The 18,244-nt window shown below is 49.5% G+C and carries 19 protein-coding genes and 1 pseudogene; 14 read left to right on the forward strand and 6 right to left on the reverse strand.

The window, feature by feature from the left end; all coding sequences use genetic code 11:
* Positions 1–198 precede the first annotated feature (198 nt).
* Positions 199–864 carry a YecA/YgfB family protein gene (locus tag OGX95_RS09605; protein WP_286629259.1) on the forward strand — a complete coding sequence of 222 codons (666 nt, stop codon included), beginning with the start codon at positions 199–201 and terminating at the stop codon, positions 862–864.
* Between the two features lie 91 nt (positions 865–955).
* Here OGX95_RS09605 and tyrP read toward each other — a convergent pair whose 3' ends face one another.
* Complete coding sequence (gene tyrP / locus OGX95_RS09610) at positions 956–2,167, reverse strand: tyrosine transporter TyrP (protein WP_286629260.1); 1,212 nt, start codon at positions 2,165–2,167, stop codon at positions 956–958.
* 234 nt (positions 2,168–2,401) lie between these two features.
* Here tyrP and OGX95_RS09615 point away from each other — a divergent pair, with 234 nt between their 5' ends.
* Complete coding sequence (locus OGX95_RS09615; RefSeq protein ID WP_005127720.1) at positions 2,402–2,641, forward strand: YecH family metal-binding protein; 240 nt, start codon at positions 2,402–2,404, stop codon at positions 2,639–2,641.
* Positions 2,642–2,686: 45 nt separating this feature from the next.
* Here the strand turns inward: OGX95_RS09615 and ftnA are convergent, their stop codons facing one another.
* A complete protein-coding gene (gene ftnA / locus OGX95_RS09620; protein ID WP_005127719.1) occupies positions 2,687–3,184 on the reverse strand; it encodes a non-heme ferritin in 498 nt (165 codons plus the stop codon).
* 192 nt (positions 3,185–3,376) lie between these two features.
* Positions 3,377–3,712 (reverse strand): YecR-like family lipoprotein, encoded by a 336-nt coding sequence (locus OGX95_RS09625; RefSeq protein WP_286629261.1) that lies wholly within the window; start codon positions 3,710–3,712, stop codon positions 3,377–3,379.
* 269 nt (positions 3,713–3,981) lie between these two features.
* Between OGX95_RS09625 and OGX95_RS09630 the strand changes: the two genes are divergently transcribed.
* Entirely contained in the window at positions 3,982–4,620 is a 639-nt protein-coding gene (locus tag OGX95_RS09630) for an RpiB/LacA/LacB family sugar-phosphate isomerase (protein WP_286629262.1), read from the forward strand.
* Positions 4,621–4,653: 33 nt separating this feature from the next.
* Here OGX95_RS09630 and OGX95_RS09635 read toward each other — a convergent pair whose 3' ends face one another.
* Positions 4,654–6,075: an MFS transporter gene (locus tag OGX95_RS09635; protein WP_286629263.1), complete on the reverse strand. Its 1,422-nt coding sequence runs from the start codon at positions 6,073–6,075 to the stop codon at positions 4,654–4,656.
* Positions 6,076–6,206: 131 nt separating this feature from the next.
* Between OGX95_RS09635 and OGX95_RS09640 the strand changes: the two genes are divergently transcribed.
* On the forward strand, positions 6,207–6,458 hold the full coding sequence (locus OGX95_RS09640) for a DUF2766 family protein (RefSeq protein WP_005127709.1): 252 nt from the start codon (positions 6,207–6,209) through the stop codon (positions 6,456–6,458).
* An 80-nt stretch (positions 6,459–6,538) separates the two neighbouring features.
* Here the strand turns inward: OGX95_RS09640 and OGX95_RS09645 are convergent, their stop codons facing one another.
* Entirely contained in the window at positions 6,539–7,042 is a 504-nt protein-coding gene (locus OGX95_RS09645) for a non-heme ferritin-like protein (RefSeq protein ID WP_286629264.1), read from the reverse strand.
* A gap of 546 nt (positions 7,043–7,588) precedes the next feature.
* On the opposite strand from OGX95_RS09645, the pseudogene OGX95_RS09650 reads away from it, so the two are divergent.
* The 6 genes and pseudogenes from OGX95_RS09650 (at position 7,589) to otsA (ending at position 14,161) form a co-directional block, all read left to right on the forward strand.
* Positions 7,589–7,857: pseudogene (locus OGX95_RS09650) on the forward strand (type 1 glutamine amidotransferase family protein).
* A gap of 318 nt (positions 7,858–8,175) precedes the next feature.
* Positions 8,176–9,165 (forward strand): arabinose ABC transporter substrate-binding protein, encoded by a 990-nt coding sequence (locus tag OGX95_RS09655; protein ID WP_202038375.1) that lies wholly within the window; start codon positions 8,176–8,178, stop codon positions 9,163–9,165.
* A gap of 105 nt (positions 9,166–9,270) precedes the next feature.
* On the forward strand, positions 9,271–10,785 hold the full coding sequence (gene araG, locus OGX95_RS09660) for an L-arabinose ABC transporter ATP-binding protein AraG (RefSeq protein ID WP_286629266.1): 1,515 nt from the start codon (positions 9,271–9,273) through the stop codon (positions 10,783–10,785).
* A gap of 14 nt (positions 10,786–10,799) precedes the next feature.
* Positions 10,800–11,786 (forward strand): arabinose ABC transporter permease AraH, encoded by a 987-nt coding sequence (araH, locus tag OGX95_RS09665; RefSeq protein WP_271442710.1) that lies wholly within the window; start codon positions 10,800–10,802, stop codon positions 11,784–11,786.
* Between the two features lie 175 nt (positions 11,787–11,961).
* Positions 11,962–12,765: a trehalose-phosphatase gene (gene otsB / locus OGX95_RS09670; RefSeq protein WP_286629267.1), complete on the forward strand. Its 804-nt coding sequence runs from the start codon at positions 11,962–11,964 to the stop codon at positions 12,763–12,765.
* On the forward strand, positions 12,740–14,161 hold the full coding sequence (gene otsA, locus OGX95_RS09675) for an alpha,alpha-trehalose-phosphate synthase (RefSeq protein ID WP_286629268.1): 1,422 nt from the start codon (positions 12,740–12,742) through the stop codon (positions 14,159–14,161). The genes otsB and otsA overlap by 26 nt, the downstream gene beginning before the upstream one ends.
* Here the strand turns inward: otsA and uspC are convergent, their stop codons facing one another.
* Positions 14,162–14,590, reverse strand: coding sequence for a universal stress protein UspC (gene uspC, locus OGX95_RS09680; protein WP_271455731.1), 429 nt, complete (start codon positions 14,588–14,590; stop codon positions 14,162–14,164).
* A gap of 792 nt (positions 14,591–15,382) precedes the next feature.
* Here uspC and flhD point away from each other — a divergent pair.
* The 4 genes from flhD to motB all read left to right on the forward strand — a co-directional run bounded on the left by flhD (position 15,383) and on the right by motB (position 18,243).
* On the forward strand, positions 15,383–15,724 hold the full coding sequence (gene flhD, locus OGX95_RS09685) for a flagellar transcriptional regulator FlhD (RefSeq protein WP_040232414.1): 342 nt from the start codon (positions 15,383–15,385) through the stop codon (positions 15,722–15,724).
* A gap of 2 nt (positions 15,725–15,726) precedes the next feature.
* A complete protein-coding gene (flhC, locus tag OGX95_RS09690) occupies positions 15,727–16,305 on the forward strand; it encodes a flagellar transcriptional regulator FlhC (RefSeq protein ID WP_005127694.1) in 579 nt (192 codons plus the stop codon).
* A gap of 124 nt (positions 16,306–16,429) precedes the next feature.
* On the forward strand, positions 16,430–17,317 hold the full coding sequence (gene motA, locus OGX95_RS09695; protein WP_005127691.1) for a flagellar motor stator protein MotA: 888 nt from the start codon (positions 16,430–16,432) through the stop codon (positions 17,315–17,317).
* Entirely contained in the window at positions 17,314–18,243 is a 930-nt protein-coding gene (motB, locus tag OGX95_RS09700) for a flagellar motor protein MotB (protein WP_271442788.1), read from the forward strand. The genes motA and motB overlap by 4 nt, the downstream gene beginning before the upstream one ends.
* Position 18,244 lies beyond the last annotated feature (1 nt).

Genomic DNA, 18,244 nt, shown 5'->3' on the forward strand with positions numbered 1-18,244 from the left:
GGGTGGTTTTGTTCTGTTTTCCGCGTATGATGCCCGGCGGCTGATGCTCCCTTTTGTGCGTTAACTACCGGAATTCCCCTCGTTTCCTGTTAACCTGAATTGGCGGTACCTGTAAGCCGCTCATGCCCATTTGGATCTGTTATCCCACCAGCCATGTAAGATAATCACAGGCAAGAATTTTTACTAAGGAAAAGCGTTATGAAAACGGGACCACTAAACGAGAGCGAACTGGAATGGCTGGATGATGTGCTGACTAAGTACAATACGGACAAGTCTATTCTGGATGTGTCAGAGCTGGATGGCTTACTGACGGCGGTGCTCAGTTCACCGTATGAGATCGAACCGGAGCAGTGGCTGGTCGCTATCTGGGGCGGTGCGCAGTATGTTCCGCGCTGGTCCTCCGAAAAAGAAATGGCGCGTTTCATGAATCTGGCGTTCCAGCATATGGCGGATACGGCCGATCGTCTGGATGAGTTCCCCGAGCAGTTTGAACCGCTGTTCGGCCTGCGTGAAATTGAAGAGCATGAGCTGACTATCGTAGAAGAGTGGTGCTTTGGCTATATGCGAGGCGTCGCGTTGTCGGATTGGTCAATGCTACCTGAGTCACTGAAACCCGCTCTCGATGCCATTGCGTTACACGGGACAGAAGAAAACTTCGAGGTGGTGGAGAAACTGACACCAGAGGCATTTGAAGAGAGCGTGGATGCCATTCGTCTGGCGGCTCTGGATCTGCATGCTTACTGGATGGCCCATCCGCAGGAAGCTCCGGCTAACGTCCCGGTAAAAGTGGATGCCAAAGTAGGGCGTAACGACCCATGCCCGTGCGGCAGTGGTAAAAAATATAAACAGTGTTGCCTGCATTAAGAAAGGGGCGTAAGCCCCTTTTACTTTAATACACTTCTGGCAAAGTCAATGGTAGGCCGGATAAGCGAAGCGCCATCAGGAAAAATCCCCGTTAACCAACTTCAGGTAGCAGCCCTGCAGCAATAGAAAATTGCACTGCTATCACCACGATGCCGCAAATAAAGACCAGCGCCAGCGCCGGCGTGCCACCCATTACGCGGTAGTTTGCCTGCGGGTTGTGTTTTCTGCTCCGCCAGGCCAGCATGGAGGGGATCAACAGAGCCAACACGGCCAGGGCAACGCCTGCATATCCCAGCGCCATGACAAAACCCCGCGGATAGAAAAGCGCAAATGCCAGCGGTGGCAGGAACGTCACGACACCGGTTTGCATTCTGCCAGCCACAGTATTGCGGCGCTGAAAGAGATCTGCCAGGTAATCAAATAACCCCAGAGCGACACCGAGGAAAGAGGTTGCCAGTGCGAGGTCGGCAAACAGATGCACGGCCAGTTCGACGTGCGGCGAAGCCACGACTTCACGTAATGCCTGTAACAAACCGTTTAAGCCAGCGTGATTGGCTAAAAGTCCCATAAACGTCGACGAGTTAATGCTTCCGAGCGTGGCCAGTTGCCAGAAAATATAGGCAACTAACGGGATGGCGCTACCGCTGATAAACACCCAGCGCAGTTTACGGATGTTGCCGTTCATGTAGCTGACGATGCTGGGTACGCTGCCGTGAAAACCGAATGAGGTAAAAATAACCGGGATCGCGGAGAGTGCCAGGCCTTGTTGAAGCGGCAGGGTAAGCAAGTTCATCTTATGGATATGCGGCATCAACAGCGCGAGCATTGCCACCAGGAAGATGATTTTGGCGCTAAACAACAGACGATTAAACAAATCAACCAGTGAGGTCCCGACGCACACCACACCACCGGCAACAAAGGTGAACAGCAATACGCCTGTAGTGGGCGAGATGCTGGTTCCGGTCCAATCACTGATGCTGGAGGCCAATAGCTCGCCTGCACCACTGATGTAGGCGGCGGTCAGGGCATACATCAAGAACATCATGCTAAAGCCCGTTACCCACTGCCCATATCGACCAAGATAGCGTTTTGCCAGTGTGCCAAGCCCGGTGTCTGCCGGTACATGCTGGTACACTTCAAGCAGCAACAGCGCGGTGTAGCACATCAGGGCCCATAGCCCAACCAACAACACCAGCGTGACGCTAAACCCCACGCCTGCCGCCGCCAGCGGCATTGCCAACATACCGGCACCAATCGTGGTTCCCGCCACGATAAAAATACTACCCAGGGTTCTGTTTTTCACGCTTTCCTCTGTCCCAGAGATAATCAACGGTTATATCTGCGGCGCAGGTTAAGGCATAACGGTATTTTCGTCAAATCACCGTTACAAGTGGTGTATATTAATGTTTACATATGTGTGAGGGTTAAGGTGTATTAAAAATGATATTTATCTGCCCTCTGCCCGCATAAACCTGCGTTAGCGCAAAGCAGCGTTGTACGGTTCACATTAGGCTACGGGCTTTATTGAGGAGGTAGTATGGAATCGATTCACGGTCACGAAGTGCTCAACATGATGATTGAATCTGGTGAGCAGTATTCACATGCCAGCCTTGAGGCGGCGATTACCGCGCGTTTCGGTGAGCAGGCACGTTTTCACACCTGTTCAGCAGAAGGTATGACGGCGGGCGAGTTGGTGGCGTTTTTAGCGGCGAAGGGCAAGTTTATTGCCAAAGAAGACGGCTTCTCCACGCATGAAAGCAAGATCTGCCGCCACTAAGATTCTCGAATAACGGTGGCAAACTGCCACCGTTACCCAACAACATTAATTCTGTGTATCAAGGGTTGCCAGTTCTTTATCGATGAAATAAAGACCTTCGCCACTTTTACCTGCCAGCGATAACTTATCGATAACAGATTTGAATAATTTCTCTTCTTCATGCTGCTCAGCAACATACCATTGCAGGAAATTAAAGGTTGGATAATCCTGGTGGGTCATTGCCGCATGCGCCAGTTCATTAATTTTCTGCGTGATCAGTTGTTCGTGCTCATAGGTTACACGGAACAGTTCATCCAGGGACGCATATTCTGCAAACGGTGAAGAAACGGTATTAATACGCGGCAGGCTGCCGGTATCCGTCAGGTAATCGAACAGACGCTGCATGTGCGTCATTTCTTCCTGGGCGTGGCGACGCAGAAACGCGGCGGCACCTTCGAAGCTGTGATAGCTGCACCACGCACTCATCTGTTGGTAGAGCAGGGATGAATATAATTCAAGATTCATTTGCTCATTCAGTTTGTCGATCATTTCTGTTTTCAGCATGGTTCTGCTCCACGAACGTTATTATATATTGACGTGGCGTCACTATAATTTGTTATTTAATTATTTGCAAAAGGTAAAATAATAAATTTATTTATTAAAAATGCGAATGGGAATAAAACGCATTAACGCTATTAAATTGGTGATATAAATAAAAATAGAATAGATGACCAGCAGATGTGCTGGTCGGAATGATTAATAATGGAAAGTGGAAGTTTGTGGAACGGCAACACCGTGACACTGCCAGGACAGCGTGATTTTGGTATTCAAACACAGAGAACCGGCATAAACGCTGCAGGTCGCAACTGGCTGACCAAATCCGACTGCACTGGCATAACCCATGCGCTGACATTCTTTTGTCGCCGTTCCCTGAGCAACATAGTCGTCGGTACGTGCTGTTTGTAGCATGGCCTGGTTGTAAGTCAGACGAACCACGCCGGTAATACTGCTGGCTTCGCTGACCTGAGCCTGCTTAGCGATGGTGCATCCCGTCAGCATGAGCGGTAAGAGGGCAAGAATAAAGGTCTTCATGAAATCGCTCTGAAAAATCGGTGATACGCTATCCTGACATACATCACGGCTAATCAATGGCCTGAATAGCCAGAAGATCACCTGCGATTAATCACAACGACACCCTGTTTATGAGTCAAATTTGAAGGCTGGCGCAAAAACCGTGAGCATCTCGATATTTTATGAAACTTAATTTCATAAAATTTGAAAGCTGATTTGCTAAATAGTAATGTGACTGAAATGTCATGACTTACGGCGGGACCTCCGCGGCGCATTCAGGAGAATACACAATGAAAATTGCATTGATGATGGAAAACAGCCAGGCAAGCAAAAACGCGATCATTCACCATGAGCTTAAGTCTGTTGCGGATGAGAAAGGTTTTCCTGTGTTCAATGTTGGGATGAGCGATGAAAATGATCACCATCTGACTTACATCCACCTGGGTATCATGGCCAGCATTCTGCTCAATTCGAAAGCGGTTGATTTCGTTATCACGGGCTGCGGTACGGGTCAGGGGGCAATGATGTCACTGAATATTCATCCTGGCGTGGTGTGCGGCTACTGTCTTGATCCTGCGGATGCGTTCCTGTTTGCGCAGATCAACAACGGTAATGCACTCTCGCTGGCCTTTGCGAAAGGGTTTGGCTGGGGGGCTGAACTGAACGTCCGGTATATGTTTGAAAAAGCGTTTACCGGTCGTAATGGTGAAGGTTATCCGCCGGAACGGAAAGAGCCGCAGGTGCGTAACGCGGGGATTTTGAACCAGGTGAAAGCGGCAGTAGTAAAAGAAAATTATCTTGATACCTTGCGGGCTATCGATCCTGAACTGGTGAAAACTGCCGTTTCAGGTCCACGTTTCCAGCAGTGTTTCTTTGAAAACTGCCAGGACAAAGCGATCGAAGCCTTTGTCCGTGACGTTATTGGCTAAAGCTGGTTAGCCCGATAGCGTGAACTATCGGGCTTAACGACGCTTATTTGACACTGCGCTTCCAGCATCGCGGGTAAGCCGCAGCGTATCAACCATTCCTATCAGGCAAATCATGGCGATAACGACGAATGCCAGCCGGAAACTGATGCCGGGTATCGCCTCCAGTGATAACCATTCACTCACTTGATCCCCGATACGGATCCCGATAGCCGCCAACGAAATCCCTAATCCAACCGCCAGTTGCGTCGCTGTACTAAACAGTGTATTTGCATAGCTCATCTGCGATGCAGGAACATCCGCAAATGCCAACGTGCTGACACCGGTAAACTGAATTGAGCGAAAAACGCCGCCCAGATACAGCACCAGTAAAATTACCCATACGGGAGTTTGCGGCGTGATCAGCGCACAGGCCAATAGCGCCAGCACATTAAGCGCGCCATTTATCAACAGCAGTTTTTTAAAGCCTAACCAGCGTATTAACGGCGTAGTAGCGGGTTTAATCGTCAGGTTGCCAACAAACACGGCCAGTACCAGGGAACCGGCATGAAAAGCATTCATACCAAACCCAACCTGAAACATCAGTGGCAACAGAAAGGGTACCGCACTGATAGAGGCACGAAACAGAGAGCCTCCGTACATCGTGACACGAAATGTAGGAACGCGCATGGCATCCAGACGAATCATCGGCCACGCGGATTGGCGAAAATGACGCAAGGCAAACAGGAACGTGGCGATTCCCAGTGCCAGAAGTCCCGCGGTTAACCAGCTCTGCGGCTGTTGGGTTCCCAGCAGTTCCATCGCATATACCAGACTGACCATCGCGACTGATGTGGCAATAAAACCGGGAACATCGAACGGGCGTCGCTCGTCATCATGAATATCCGGGATAAAACGCAGCGCCAGCGCTATCGCCAACACCCCCAGTGGCACATTAATAAAGAAGATCCAGCGCCAGTTGGCATAACTGGTAATAAATCCGCCCAAGGGTGGGCCAATTATTGGGGCCACTAAGGCAGGCCAGGTCAGGGTGGCGATTGCGGTGATCAACTGATGTTTAGGCGTGGTACGCAGAACGGCGAGGCGGCCGACCGGCACCATGAGTGCCCCCCCGACACCCTGTAAAATGCGCATGACCACAAAGCCTTCCATGCTGGTGGCGAGTCCGCATAAGACTGAAGCGAAGGTAAAGATCGCCAGTGCCAGGGTAAACACTTTTCGGGCACCAAAACGATCGGCAATCCAGCCACTGGCAGGGATGAGAACCGCCAGCGTGATCAGATAAGCACTGATGCCGATATTCAGATCAACGGCCTGCACGCCGAAGCTTTTTGCCATATCGGGCAGGGCCGTCGCAATCACCGTGCCATCGATGAACTCCATAAAGAAGGCCCCGGCGACCAGTAGTGCAGCCGGAGAAAGACCCCGCTTATTCTCAACCGCTAAATGTTCACTCATGTTGTGCTTGCCATCTCAAACGAAATTAACAGGATCTGTTTTTTTATTTTCAGCGCGGCTGTACTGCTTTCGCCGCTACCGTTTCGAGCGATGAATGGGTACTATGACGACCTTTCTATAAGGAGCTCACTATGTCCCAAACACTGAATGCCGATCAGGAACTGCTCTCGGACGTTGTTGCCTGCCAGTTGGTTATCAAGCAAATCCTGGATGTTATTGATGTTATTGCCCCGGTAGAAGTTCGGGAAAAAATGTCCAGTCAACTGAAAAGCATCGATTTTTCCAGCCATCCCGCGGGCGCTGATCCCGTTACGATGCGCGCAATTCAAAAAGCGGTTGCGTTGATCGAGCTGAAATTCACCCCGCAGAATGAGTCTCACTAAAATAAACCGTTGTTTCAGGTTTTAGAAAGGTTTTTTTGCGCCTCTCAGAACGGGAGGCGCAGATTTGTCGCGACCGGATATCAGTGATGTTGGTAGTTTACGACGTTGAGCAGATGCTTATCCGTTTGCACCATACACAGTCCAGCGCGTTTAGCGCTACGAACTTCATCAAGAATCGTTTGTAGCAGCACGCCATCCTGCTGCTGTTCTTTTTCCAGATCATGAAGAAAATCAACGGTTGGCGCGTCGTTCAACGCTTCTGCTTCATCCGTCAGACGCGACAGCGTACGGGAACGCTGCTGATAATCTTCCAGTGTTTTCTGAAACAGTTCTTCAAGCGAAGTTAGCTCATCACCGGGAACATCGATGGCCTTGACGATGGGGTTAGCCCCTGCGCTTTTCATAAAATTAAACATACGCATCATTTGCGTCACGTTTCCCTGCGCCTGAGTGCGCAGAAACGTCGCCGTGCCTGTCAGGCTGTGTTCGTGGCACCATTCACTGAGGTGAAGGTAGAGATTCGATGCGTAAAACTCAAGGTTCATTTGCGTGTTGAGTTTGTGAACAATTCCAACTGCAGCCATATCAATATCCTTATTTCCAGAAAGGAGAAGTACGTCACCAACGCCAGTACAACGGGCTGCCGTTGCACTTCACATCTACGTACGAGTAATACTGTTAGCAGAATAAATCCGTTCCGCCGGTCCTTTAGATGATCACGAATTCTATTCGCTTCCGATCGTAAATCAGCATAGCGCGTGCCTGGCATTAAGAAAATCCTTAAAACTGCCTATTTATGTTTTTTTACATATTGGCATAACAATATTCTTAGTCATGCCGTTTGTGTATATAAGTGATGTGAATGTAATTTACTGATTTATAATGTATTTATGAAAAATCATGATAATGAAATGATGTTTCATGTGTAAAAATTAAATTTCAGGTCGCGGTATTCTGTGCCGTCTGATGATTATCACTGTTGGTTTTGATGGGAATTTCCCAGTGAAGTGATGTGTCTGGAAATTATCTGCAACCTAATTTCTTGCGCCAGATCAGTTTTAATAAATTTAACGGAATGAATTATTCGGCATTTGTTGTTGGATATCGGTGGATAAATCGAGGAGTTGTATATGAAAAAGGTGGCGGTGTTGCCGGCACCCGGTTTTGAAGAGGCTGAAGCCATTGTGACTATTGATATTCTATGTCGCCTGTCGGGATGTTCTCTATGATGCAATCGTGTTGCCAGGGGGACCACAGGGTAGTTGTCGAAGATGCCAATCTTGTCAGCGGTAAAGGGCTGGGCCATATTTTTGATTTTGCGTTTACGCTTTCTGCACGTCTGTTAGAAGATGATATTCCTGTTCGCGATCGCGCTGACCATATTTATTACCCCTGGTAATCACTGGACTCCCGGATGTTTCGATATTCGGGAACAAGGATTCACTGGCTGATGTTATGGACTAATCTGCTATTTCTTGTTTTTCCTGCTCTGGAAACTGTGTTTTTTTATGTCATTTCCCGCTGAATTTATGTACGCAATTACTGTAATTCTGTGGTGTGATGCCGCTCTCTTATGGAGAATCAATTTCCCGCTAAAAATACTCTCAGCACTGGCATTGATCTTATCAATAAAAGGTAATGCCTTGTTTTACGTCCGGATTACAAAAAATCGTTTGATTTTACCCTACATAAAAGAACGTTAAAGCTGGAGTTAGCCATGCACAAATTCACTAAAGCGCTGGCGGCCATCGGTCTGGCCGCCATTATGTCACAATCCGCTATCGCTGAATCCATGAAGCTCGGTTTCCTGGTCAAACAACCGGAAGAGCCCTGGTTCCAGACAGAGTGGAAGTTTGCTGATAAAGCCGGTAAAGACCTTGGGTTTGAGGTGATTAAAATTGCCGTTCCAGACGGCGAGAAAACCCTGAATGCTATCGACAGCCTGGCGGCAAGCGGTGCAAAAGGATTTGTAATTTGTACGCCGGACCCAAAACTCGGGCCTGCTATTATGGCAAAAGCGCGAGGCTATGACATGAAAGTCATCGCGGTTGACGATCAGTTCGCCAATGCGAAAGGTAAGCCGATGGATACTGTGCCATTGGTGATGATGGCAGCAACCAAAATTGGTGAACGCCAGGGCCAGGAACTGTACAAAGAGATGCAGAAACGTGGCTGGGATGTGAAATCTTCCGCTGTAATGGCGATTACCGCAAACGAACTGGATACCGCGCGCCGTCGTACCTCGGGTTCGATGGAAGCGCTTAAAGCTGCAGGCTTCCCGGAAAAACAGATCTACCAGGTCCCAACCAAATCTAATGATATCCCTGGCGCATTCGACGCCGCAAACTCCATGCTGGTTCAGCATCCTGAAGTTAAACACTGGCTGATTGTCGGGATGAACGACAACACCGTGCTGGGTGGTGTGCGTGCTACCGAAGGGCAGGGTTTTAAAGCAGCAAATGTGATTGGTATCGGTATTAACGGTGTCGATGCTATTAGCGAACTGTCTAAAGGCGAAGCGACTGGATTCTACGGTTCACTGCTGCCTAGTCCGGATGTTCACGGTTATAAATCCAGCGAAATGCTCTACAACTGGGTGACTAAAGGCGCAGAGCCGCCGGCGTTTACTGAAGTTACGGATGTGGTGCTGATTACTCGCGACAACTTCAAAGAAGAACTGGCGAAAAAAGGCTTAGGCGGCAAATAACTCAATTGCCGTAAAACGATCTTATCCGGCCTACAAATAACGCCCTTAGTAGGCCGGATAAGGCTACGCCGCCATCCGGCAACAGTTTAGATCCACGGAGACGTTATGCAACAGTCTACCCCGTATCTCTCATTTCGCGGCATCGGCAAAACCTTCCCTGGCGTAAAAGCGCTAACGGATATCAGTTTCGACTGCTATGCCGGTCAGGTGCATGCGCTGATGGGTGAAAATGGCGCCGGGAAATCAACATTATTAAAAATTCTCAGCGGGAACTACGCGCCAACCACGGGATCTATAGCGATCCACGGACAGGAGGTTTCATTTGCGGACACAACCACTGCGCTGAACGCCGGTGTCGCCATTATTTACCAGGAATTGCATTTGGTGCCGGAAATGACCGTCGCCGAGAACATTTACCTAGGTCAGCTTCCGCATAAGGGTGGGATTGTGAACCGCTCGCTGTTGAACTACGAAGCGGGCCTGCAGTTAAAACATCTGGGGATGGATATCGATCCTGATACTCCGTTGAAATATCTCTCCATCGGTCAGTGGCAAATGGTGGAGATTGCTAAGGCGCTGGCGCGTAACGCCAAAATTATCGCTTTTGATGAACCCACCAGCTCTCTTTCCGCAAGGGAGATTGAAAATCTGTTTCGCGTGATTCGTGAGCTACGCAACGAGGGCCGCATCATTCTGTACGTTTCGCACCGTATGGAGGAGATTTTCGCCCTCAGCGATGCCATAACGGTGTTTAAGGATGGTCAGTACGTCAAAACGTTTACGGATATGCAGCAGGTTGATCACGACGCACTGGTACAGGCGATGGTGGGGCGTGATCTTGGGGACATCTATGGCTGGAAAGCCAGAACTTATGGTGCTGAGCGCCTGCGTTTGCATGAGGTAAAAGCCCCAGGCGTGCGCACCCCGATCAGCTTATCGGTGCGTAGTGGCGAAATTGTCGGACTGTTTGGCCTGGTTGGTGCCGGACGTAGCGAATTAATGAAAGGTCTGTTCGGCGGAACGCGCATCACACAAGGTCAGGTGTTTATTGACGAACAAGCGATAGATATTCGCAAACCCAGTCACGCCATTGAAGCAGGCATGATGCTGTGTCCGGAGGATCGCAAAGCCGAAGGGATCATCCCGGTCCATTCGGTACGCAACAACATCAATATTAGTGCGCGCCGTAAACATGTCATGGGGGGATGTCTGATCAACAACGGCTGGGAAGAGACCAATGCTGACCATCATATCCGCTCACTCAACATCAAAACGCCTGGTGCAGAGCAACTGATCATGAACCTCTCTGGCGGGAATCAGCAAAAGGCCATCCTGGGGCGTTGGTTATCGGAAGAGATGAAAGTCATTTTGCTGGATGAGCCCACCCGCGGCATTGATGTTGGCGCAAAACATGAAATTTATAACGTGATTTATACCCTGGCTGCGCGCGGTGTTGCCGTGCTGTTTGCCTCCAGTGACCTGCCGGAAGTTCTTGGCGTCGCCGACCGCATTGTGGTGATGAGAGAAGGTGAGATCGCAGGTGAATTACTTCATGAACAGGCGGATGAACGCCAGGCGCTGAGCCTTGCTATGCCTAAAGTCAGCCAGGCAGTCGCCTGAATAAGGAGAATATGATGTCTTCCGTTTCTACATCGGGTTCAGGCGCTGCGAAGTCGGCGTTAAATCTTGGCCGAATTTGGGATCAGTACGGGATGCTGGTGGTATTTGCCGTGTTGTTCCTGGTTTGCGCTATTTTTGTGCCGAATTTTGCGACTTTCATCAACATGAAGGGGCTGGGGCTGGCGGTATCTATGTCGGGTATGGTTGCGTGCGGGATGTTATTTTGCCTGGCATCCGGCGATTTTGATCTCTCGGTAGCCTCCGTTATTGCCTGCGCAGGGGTGACGACTGCAGTGGTCATTAATATGACCGAAAGCCTGTGGATTGGCGTGGCGGCTGGGTTGTTGCTCGGCGTTCTGTGCGGCCTGGTGAATGGTTTCGTGATTGCGCGTTTAAAAATTAATGCGCTGATCACGACGCTCGCTACCATGCAAATTGTTCGTGGTCTGGCCTACATTATCTCCGACGGTAAAGCGGTGGGTATCGAAGACGAGCGCTTCTTTACTCTCGGTTATGCCAACTGGTTAGGGCTGCCTGCACCGATCTGGTTAACCGTGGGCTGCTTTATTGTTTTTGGCCTGCTGTTGAATAAAACCACTTTTGGTCGCAATACGCTGGCGATTGGGGGCAATGAGGAAGCTGCACGTCTGGCTGGAGTACCGGTCGTCCGCACTAAGATTATTATCTTCATTCTTTCTGGTCTGGTATCCGCCGTTGCGGGGATTATCCTGGCATCACGTATGACCAGCGGCCAACCGATGACCTCTATTGGTTATGAGCTGATCGTGATTTCTGCCTGTGTGTTAGGCGGCGTTTCGCTCAAAGGCGGCATCGGAAAAATCTCATATGTCGTCGCTGGGGTGTTAATTCTGGGGACGGTCGAGAACGCGATGAACCTGCTGAATATCTCTCCATTCGCACAGTATGTGGTGCGAGGTTTGATCCTGCTGGCAGCGGTGATCTTCGACCGCTACAAACAAAAAGCCAAGCGTACTGTTTGATGATTTAAATCCCAACTTTTTAGTCTAGCTTCTGCATATCGCCAGCCGCTACCCGGCTGGCGATTGTTTTTCTAAATGGCGAGCACGGTCACACTGTCTATACTTATACCCGTCATACATCCTATATACGGCGCGATCCGCGCGGCGTACAGACCATGACGAGGAGGAGAATCGGGTGACAGCATCGCTAACTTTACCCCCTGAGCATCCCACTAATTGTGCTTATTTTTTCGATCTCGATGGAACACTGGCTGAAATCAAACCGCATCCTGACCAGGTTGTTGTTCCACAGACAATTCTGCAGTTATTACATCGCCTGGCCACGCAAAATGCGGGTGCTCTGGCATTGATTTCAGGGCGCTCAATGGCAGAGCTTGACGCACTCACCACCCCTTATCGTTTCCCGCTTGCCGGAGTGCATGGGGCAGAACGCCGTGACATCAATGGTCAAACTCATATTGTGCATCTGCCTGCGGCGGTTGAGCGAGAAGTGGGGGCGTTATTGCATGCGGCGCTGGCGACGTTACCGGGGACAACGCTTGAAACAAAAGGCATGGCTTTCGCTCTGCACTACCGGCAGGCGCCTGAGCATGAGGCCGCGCTGCTGGCGTTGGCTGAAAGCATTACCCATATCTGGCCACAACTGGCATTGCAGCCTGGAAAGTGTGTTGTGGAAATCAAATCTCAGGACACCAACAAAGGAGACGCAATTGCGGCATTTCTGCAGGAAGCACCGTTTGACGGTCGGACCCCTGTTTTTGTTGGTGATGATCTGACCGATGAAACAGGTTTTGCCGTGGTCAATCGCGCCGGCGGTATCTCGGTAAAAGTGGGAAGCGGGGAGACTCAGGCGACGTGGCGTCTGGCTGCTGTCAGAGACGTCTGGCATTGGCTGGAACAAATCAACTGTCCGCAGCAGGAACAAGAAGCAACGAATGACAGGAGAGGTGGCTATGAGTCGTTTAGTCGTAGTATCTAACCGCATTGCCTCACCGGATGACAAAGGCAGCGCTGGTGGTCTTGCTGTAGGTGTGCTGGGCGCACTGAAGGCTGCTGGCGGACTGTGGTTTGGCTGGAGCGGTGATACAGGCAATGGGGATCAGCCATTAAAAAAAGTGACCCGTGGCAACATCACCTGGGCCTCGTTTAATCTGAGTGAACAGGATTATGAAGAGTATTACTGCCAGTTTTCGAATGCCGTGTTATGGCCTGCGTTCCATTATCGACTGGACCTGGTACAGTTTCAGCGTAGTGCCTGGGAAGGCTACCAGCGGGTTAATGCCTTACTCGTTGATAAGCTGCTGCCACTGCTTAGTGATGACGATATTATCTGGGTTCACGATTATCACTTGTTACCTTTTGCCAGCGAGCTACGCAAACGTGGTGTGAATAATCGCATTGGTTTTTTTCTGCATATTCCTTTTCCGACACCCGAAATTTTCAATGCGTTGCCGCCACACCAGGCGTTGCTTGAGCAACTGTGCGACTTTGATTTATTGGGCTTTCAAACCGACAACGATCGCCAGGCCTTTCTTGACTGTTTGGCGGCGCAAACTCAGGTCACTACGCCCAGAGAGAAACAGCATCTGGCCTGGGGAAAAGCGTTCCGCACGGAAGTTTATCCTATTGGTATTGCACCTGAGGAGATTGCTCGGCAAGCATCAGGACCGCTACCGCCGAAACTGGCACAGTTAAAAGCAGAACTTAAAAATGTGAAAAATATCTTCTCTGTTGAGCGGCTGGATTACTCTAAAGGCCTGCCGGAACGTTTTCAGGCCTACGAGGCGCTGTTGGAACAGTTTCCACAGCATCACGGTAAGATTCGTTATACGCAGATAGCACCTACCTCGCGTGAGGAGGTTCAGGCTTATCAGGATATCCGTCACCAGTTAGAGACCGAGGCCGGGCGGATCAATGGTAAATACGGGCAACTGGGCTGGACGCCGCTGTACTATCTGAATCAGTATTTTGACCGTAAATTACTGATGAAGGTTTTTCGCTACTCTGATGTCGGACTAGTGACGCCACTGCGCGATGGTATGAATCTGGTGGCAAAGGAGTTTATCGCCGCACAGGACCCTGCCAATCCCGGCGTCCTGGTGCTCTCGCAGTTTGCCGGGGCTGCGAATGAGCTGACTTCTGCACTCATTGTAAATCCTTATGATCGGGATGATGTCGCAGGCGCATTAAACCAGGCTCTGACGATGCCGCTTGCCGAGCGCATTTCCCGTCATGCGGCAATGCTGCAGACTATCGTTAAAAATGATATCAACAACTGGCAGGCGAGATTCATTTGCGATCTGAAAAACGTCGCATCACGTCATACGGAAAACCTGTCGTCTGACCCGCAGACAGCATGCAGCAAACTGGCGTGATTAATCGCCCGCAAGCGGCACCAGCAACACATCAACCTGGCTTGCGCTGACAACGCTTTTCGCTGAGCAGGAGGCTCGCGAAAAGAAACTGTGGTTATGGTTGCCATAAATCACCAGATCAACCGCGTGTTTGCGGCATACATCCAGAATGTGTTCGTTCAATGCTCCATAGGTAATAAACGTGTGCTCAATGGGGTACTGCGCTTCTTTGCTTAACTGATCGATAAAATTCTGGGTTTCTTCTTGCATGACTTCACGCAGATCTTCCAGCATTGGGGCGGCAAACTGGTTATACAGTTCGGGATCTGAGACCAGGGTTATCAGACTAATGCGGGCGTTGACAGGGCGAGCGATTGAAACAGCCTTTGCTAACAGCTGGTGGCTTTCGGGGGTAGCGGCAACAGCGACAAGAATGTGCGCATAGCTCATAACTCGCTCCTTTTGTTCATGAATTATGAGAACTCATCAGTTTAATCGTATGCCACCATACTGCTACGTTTCGCAGGGTAATTGTGTGAATGTCATCATGATTATTCATTAATTATTCTTATAAATAGAATAATCACTTCATATAAGCTGTAAATCTGTTCGGTTGATTTAAGTTAAACTGCTCGCTAATAAAAACAATCTGTTAATAAAAAACACACATCTCTTAACATTTAAACGGTTATCACAGCCCGGTATTAATTAATCGGTCTTAATATTTAAGTTGTTGTTTGTAAAGGGGTTTTATTGAAAAGGTGTTTCATATTAAATCTGTGATCCAGTTCGCTATTTCAGGGCGTGATATTAACGTGCGTGAACAGAGTACAATTCGCTTTTATTGCAAGATTATTCGTATGTCTGGAATTGAATGAGATAGCGATGGTTTAAAAAATAGCCAAAATAAAAGCTGGGCTGATGGATTTATGTTAAGTGTTTAGCTTGATTATGTGATCTGCGTCACATATTCTTTAAATTCGCAGCATGGCTACGTTGTATGTGTAACGGGTGGCGGGTAGAGTTGCGTCGAATTAGGAAAAATCTTAGACATTTGTAAGAAATGATGTGAGCTTGTAAGGGACGCGGCATTCTAAGAAAGGAATGTTTAGACAACGCGGAAGCGCCATCACATTGCTATGTATTTGACCTTTTGCTTTTTTTTTACCGGGCCTTCCCGGCGACATCACGGGGTGCGGTTCTGCCGCATGAAAATAATGTTGGTTATTATGGATGCAAATAATGCATACATCCGAGTTGCTGAAACACATTTATGACATCAATTTGTCGTATTTATTGCTTGCACAGCGTTTGATCGTTCAGGACAAAGCATCTGCAATGTTCCGCTTGGGTATCAGCGAAGAGATGGCGGATACATTGGCAACATTAACACTTCCTCAAATGGTCAAATTGGCTGAAACCAATCAACTGGTATGCCATTTCCGTTTCGACGATCATCAGACTGTAACGCGTTTGACGCAAGATTCCCGCGTTGACGATCTTCAGCAAATTCATACCGGTATCATGCTTTCAACACGCCTGCTTAACGACATTGATGACGCAGCGCGTAAGAAAAGGGCTTGATGATGAGCGAAAAAAGCATTGTTCAGGAAGCGCGTGATATCCAGTTAGCGATGGAATTAATCACATTGGGCGCCCGTTTGCAAATGCTGGAAAGCGAAACGCAATTGAGCCGTGGCCGACTCATCAAGCTGTACAAAGAATTACGCGGTAGTCCTCCGCCAAAAGGGATGCTTCCGTTTTCCACCGACTGGTTTATGACGTGGGAACAAAATATTCATGCATCGATGTTTTGTAATGCATGGCAATTTCTGCTTAAAACCGGTTTGTGCAGCGGCGTAGATGCTGTGATTAAGGCGTATCGGTTATATCTTGAGCAGTGCCCGCAGCCAGAAGAAGGGCCATTGTTGGCGCTTACTCGTGCGTGGACTCTTGTCCGTTTTGTTGACAGTGGTTTGCTTGAATTGTCTGCCTGTAACTGCTGCGGCGGAAATTTTATTACCCACGCGCACCAACCCGCAGGCAGCTTTGCCTGCAGTTTATGTCAGCCGCCATCGCGAGCCGTAAAAAGACGTAAACTTTCCCAGAATGCTGCCGATATTATTCCACAACTGCTGGATGAACAGATCGAACAGGCTGTTTAACTGATACGGTGTGGATAAACACTCCAGCAGCGGTAAGCGATTACCGCTGCTTTTTTTTGTCCTGACCATGAGTTAACTGCCCGACTGCGCATCCTGTCATAGTCAATTGCGAAAGGATGATGTCGTGCTTATCTTATTAGGTTACCTGGTTGTTATTGGTACAGTTTTCGGCGGTTACATGATGACCGGCGGACACCTTGGGGCACTCTATCAACCGGCTGAGCTGGTGATCATCGGTGGCGCAGGTATCGGGGCATTCATCGTTGGCAACAACGGTAAAGCCATCAAAGGGACGATGAAAGCGATCCCGTTGCTTTTTCGGCGCTCGAAATACACCAAAGCCATGTATATGGACCTGCTGGCGTTACTCTACCGACTGATGGCTAAGTCACGTCAGCAAGGCATGTTCTCGCTTGAACGCGATATCGAAAATCCAAAAGAGAGTGAAATTTTCGCCAGCTATCCGCGTATTCTTGCGGATGCAGTGATGCTTGATTTTATTGTCGATTATCTGCGTCTGATTATCAGTGGCAACATGAATACGTTTGAAATTGAAGCGCTGATGGACGAAGAGATTGAGACGCATGAAAGTGAGGCCGAAGTTCCGGCTAACAGTCTTGCGATGGTCGGTGACTCATTACCGGCGTTCGGGATCGTGGCTGCGGTGATGGGGGTTGTGCATGCGCTGGCTTCTGCCGATCGTCCGGCGGCTGAACTGGGCGCCCTGATTGCACATGCCATGGTAGGAACATTCCTCGGTATTTTACTGGCCTATGGATTTATTTCCCCACTCGCCAGCGTCCTGCGGCAGAAAAGCGCTGAAACAACCAAGATGATGCAGTGTGTGAAGATCACTCTGCTCTCCAATCTGAATGGCTACGCGCCACCGATAGCGGTTGAGTTTGGTCGTAAGACGTTGTATTCCAGCGAGCGTCCTTCGTTTATCGAACTGGAAGAGCATGTTCGTGCGGTGAGAAATCCAGCAGCGCAGCAGACGACCGAGGACGCATGAAAAATCAGGCCCATCCCATTATCGTCGTAAAGCGACGTAAACATAAAAATCACGGTGGTGGGGCGCATGGTTCGTGGAAAATTGCCTACGCCGATTTTATGACCGCGATGATGGCCTTCTTTCTGGTGATGTGGCTTATTTCCATCTCCAGCCCTAAAGAACTGATTCAAATTGCCGAATATTTCCGTACTCCGCTGGCCACTGCGGTGACGGGTGGAAATCGGATCTCGAACAGCCAAAGCCCAATTCCTGGTGGGGGTGATGATTACACCCAGCAGCAGGGGGAAGTAAACAAACAGCCCAATATTGATGATCTGAGAAAGCGTATGGAGCAAAGCCGCCTGAGCAAGCTTCGTGGCGATCTCGATCAGCTGATTGAATCCGATCCTAAGCTGCGTGCACTGCGCCCACATCTGAAAATTGATTTGGTTCAGGAAGGGCTGCGGATACAGATTATCGACAGTCAGAACCGCCCGATGTTTAAAACCGGAAGCGCAGAGGTTGAACCTTACATGCGTGATATTTTGCGGGCGATTGCGCCCGTACTGAACGGGATCCCAAACCGTATCAGTCTTTCGGGTCATACAGATGATTATCCCTATGCCAACGGTGAGAAGGGATATAGCAACTGGGAACTGTCTGCCGATCGCGCCAATGCATCGCGTCGCGAGCTGGTCAGCGGCGGACTGGATGATGGAAAAGTATTACGGGTGGTAGGTATGGCCGCCACGATGCGTCTGAGCGATCGCGGTCCCGAGGACGCCATCAACCGCCGTATAAGCCTGCTGGTTCTGAATAAGCAGGCCGAAGAGGCCATTTTGCATGAAAACGCTGAAAGCCAGAATGAGCCGGTAAGTGTCTTACAACAGCCAGCGGCGGTGCCGCCGGCAAGCGTTCCCACATCGCCACCAGCCAATCCGAGGTGAT

It is taken from the genome of Citrobacter sp. Cu233, from assembly GCF_030332225.1.
GTDB lineage: Bacteria > Pseudomonadota > Gammaproteobacteria > Enterobacterales > Enterobacteriaceae > Citrobacter.

Coding starts and splice junctions, on each gene's coding strand:
- OGX95_RS09635 (WP_286629263.1), bottom strand. CDS start 6,075: ATGAGTGAACATTTAGCGGTTGAGAATAAGCGGGGTCTTTCTCCGGCT.
- araH (WP_271442710.1), top strand. CDS start 10,800: ATGTCTTCCGTTTCTACATCGGGTTCAGGCGCTGCGAAGTCGGCGTTA.
- flhD (WP_040232414.1), top strand. CDS start 15,383: ATGCATACATCCGAGTTGCTGAAACACATTTATGACATCAATTTGTCG.
- flhC (WP_005127694.1), top strand. CDS start 15,727: ATGAGCGAAAAAAGCATTGTTCAGGAAGCGCGTGATATCCAGTTAGCG.
- OGX95_RS09625 (WP_286629261.1), bottom strand. CDS start 3,712: ATGAAGACCTTTATTCTTGCCCTCTTACCGCTCATGCTGACGGGATGC.
- OGX95_RS09645 (WP_286629264.1), bottom strand. CDS start 7,042: ATGGCTGCAGTTGGAATTGTTCACAAACTCAACACGCAAATGAACCTT.
- uspC (WP_271455731.1), bottom strand. CDS start 14,590: ATGAGCTATGCGCACATTCTTGTCGCTGTTGCCGCTACCCCCGAAAGC.
- OGX95_RS09640 (WP_005127709.1), top strand. CDS start 6,207: ATGTCCCAAACACTGAATGCCGATCAGGAACTGCTCTCGGACGTTGTT.
- OGX95_RS09655 (WP_202038375.1), top strand. CDS start 8,176: ATGCACAAATTCACTAAAGCGCTGGCGGCCATCGGTCTGGCCGCCATT.
- otsA (WP_286629268.1), top strand. CDS start 12,740: ATGAGTCGTTTAGTCGTAGTATCTAACCGCATTGCCTCACCGGATGAC.
- OGX95_RS09605 (WP_286629259.1), top strand. CDS start 199: ATGAAAACGGGACCACTAAACGAGAGCGAACTGGAATGGCTGGATGAT.
- OGX95_RS09615 (WP_005127720.1), top strand. CDS start 2,402: ATGGAATCGATTCACGGTCACGAAGTGCTCAACATGATGATTGAATCT.
- ftnA (WP_005127719.1), bottom strand. CDS start 3,184: ATGCTGAAAACAGAAATGATCGACAAACTGAATGAGCAAATGAATCTT.
- OGX95_RS09630 (WP_286629262.1), top strand. CDS start 3,982: ATGAAAATTGCATTGATGATGGAAAACAGCCAGGCAAGCAAAAACGCG.
- motB (WP_271442788.1), top strand. CDS start 17,314: ATGAAAAATCAGGCCCATCCCATTATCGTCGTAAAGCGACGTAAACAT.
- araG (WP_286629266.1), top strand. CDS start 9,271: ATGCAACAGTCTACCCCGTATCTCTCATTTCGCGGCATCGGCAAAACC.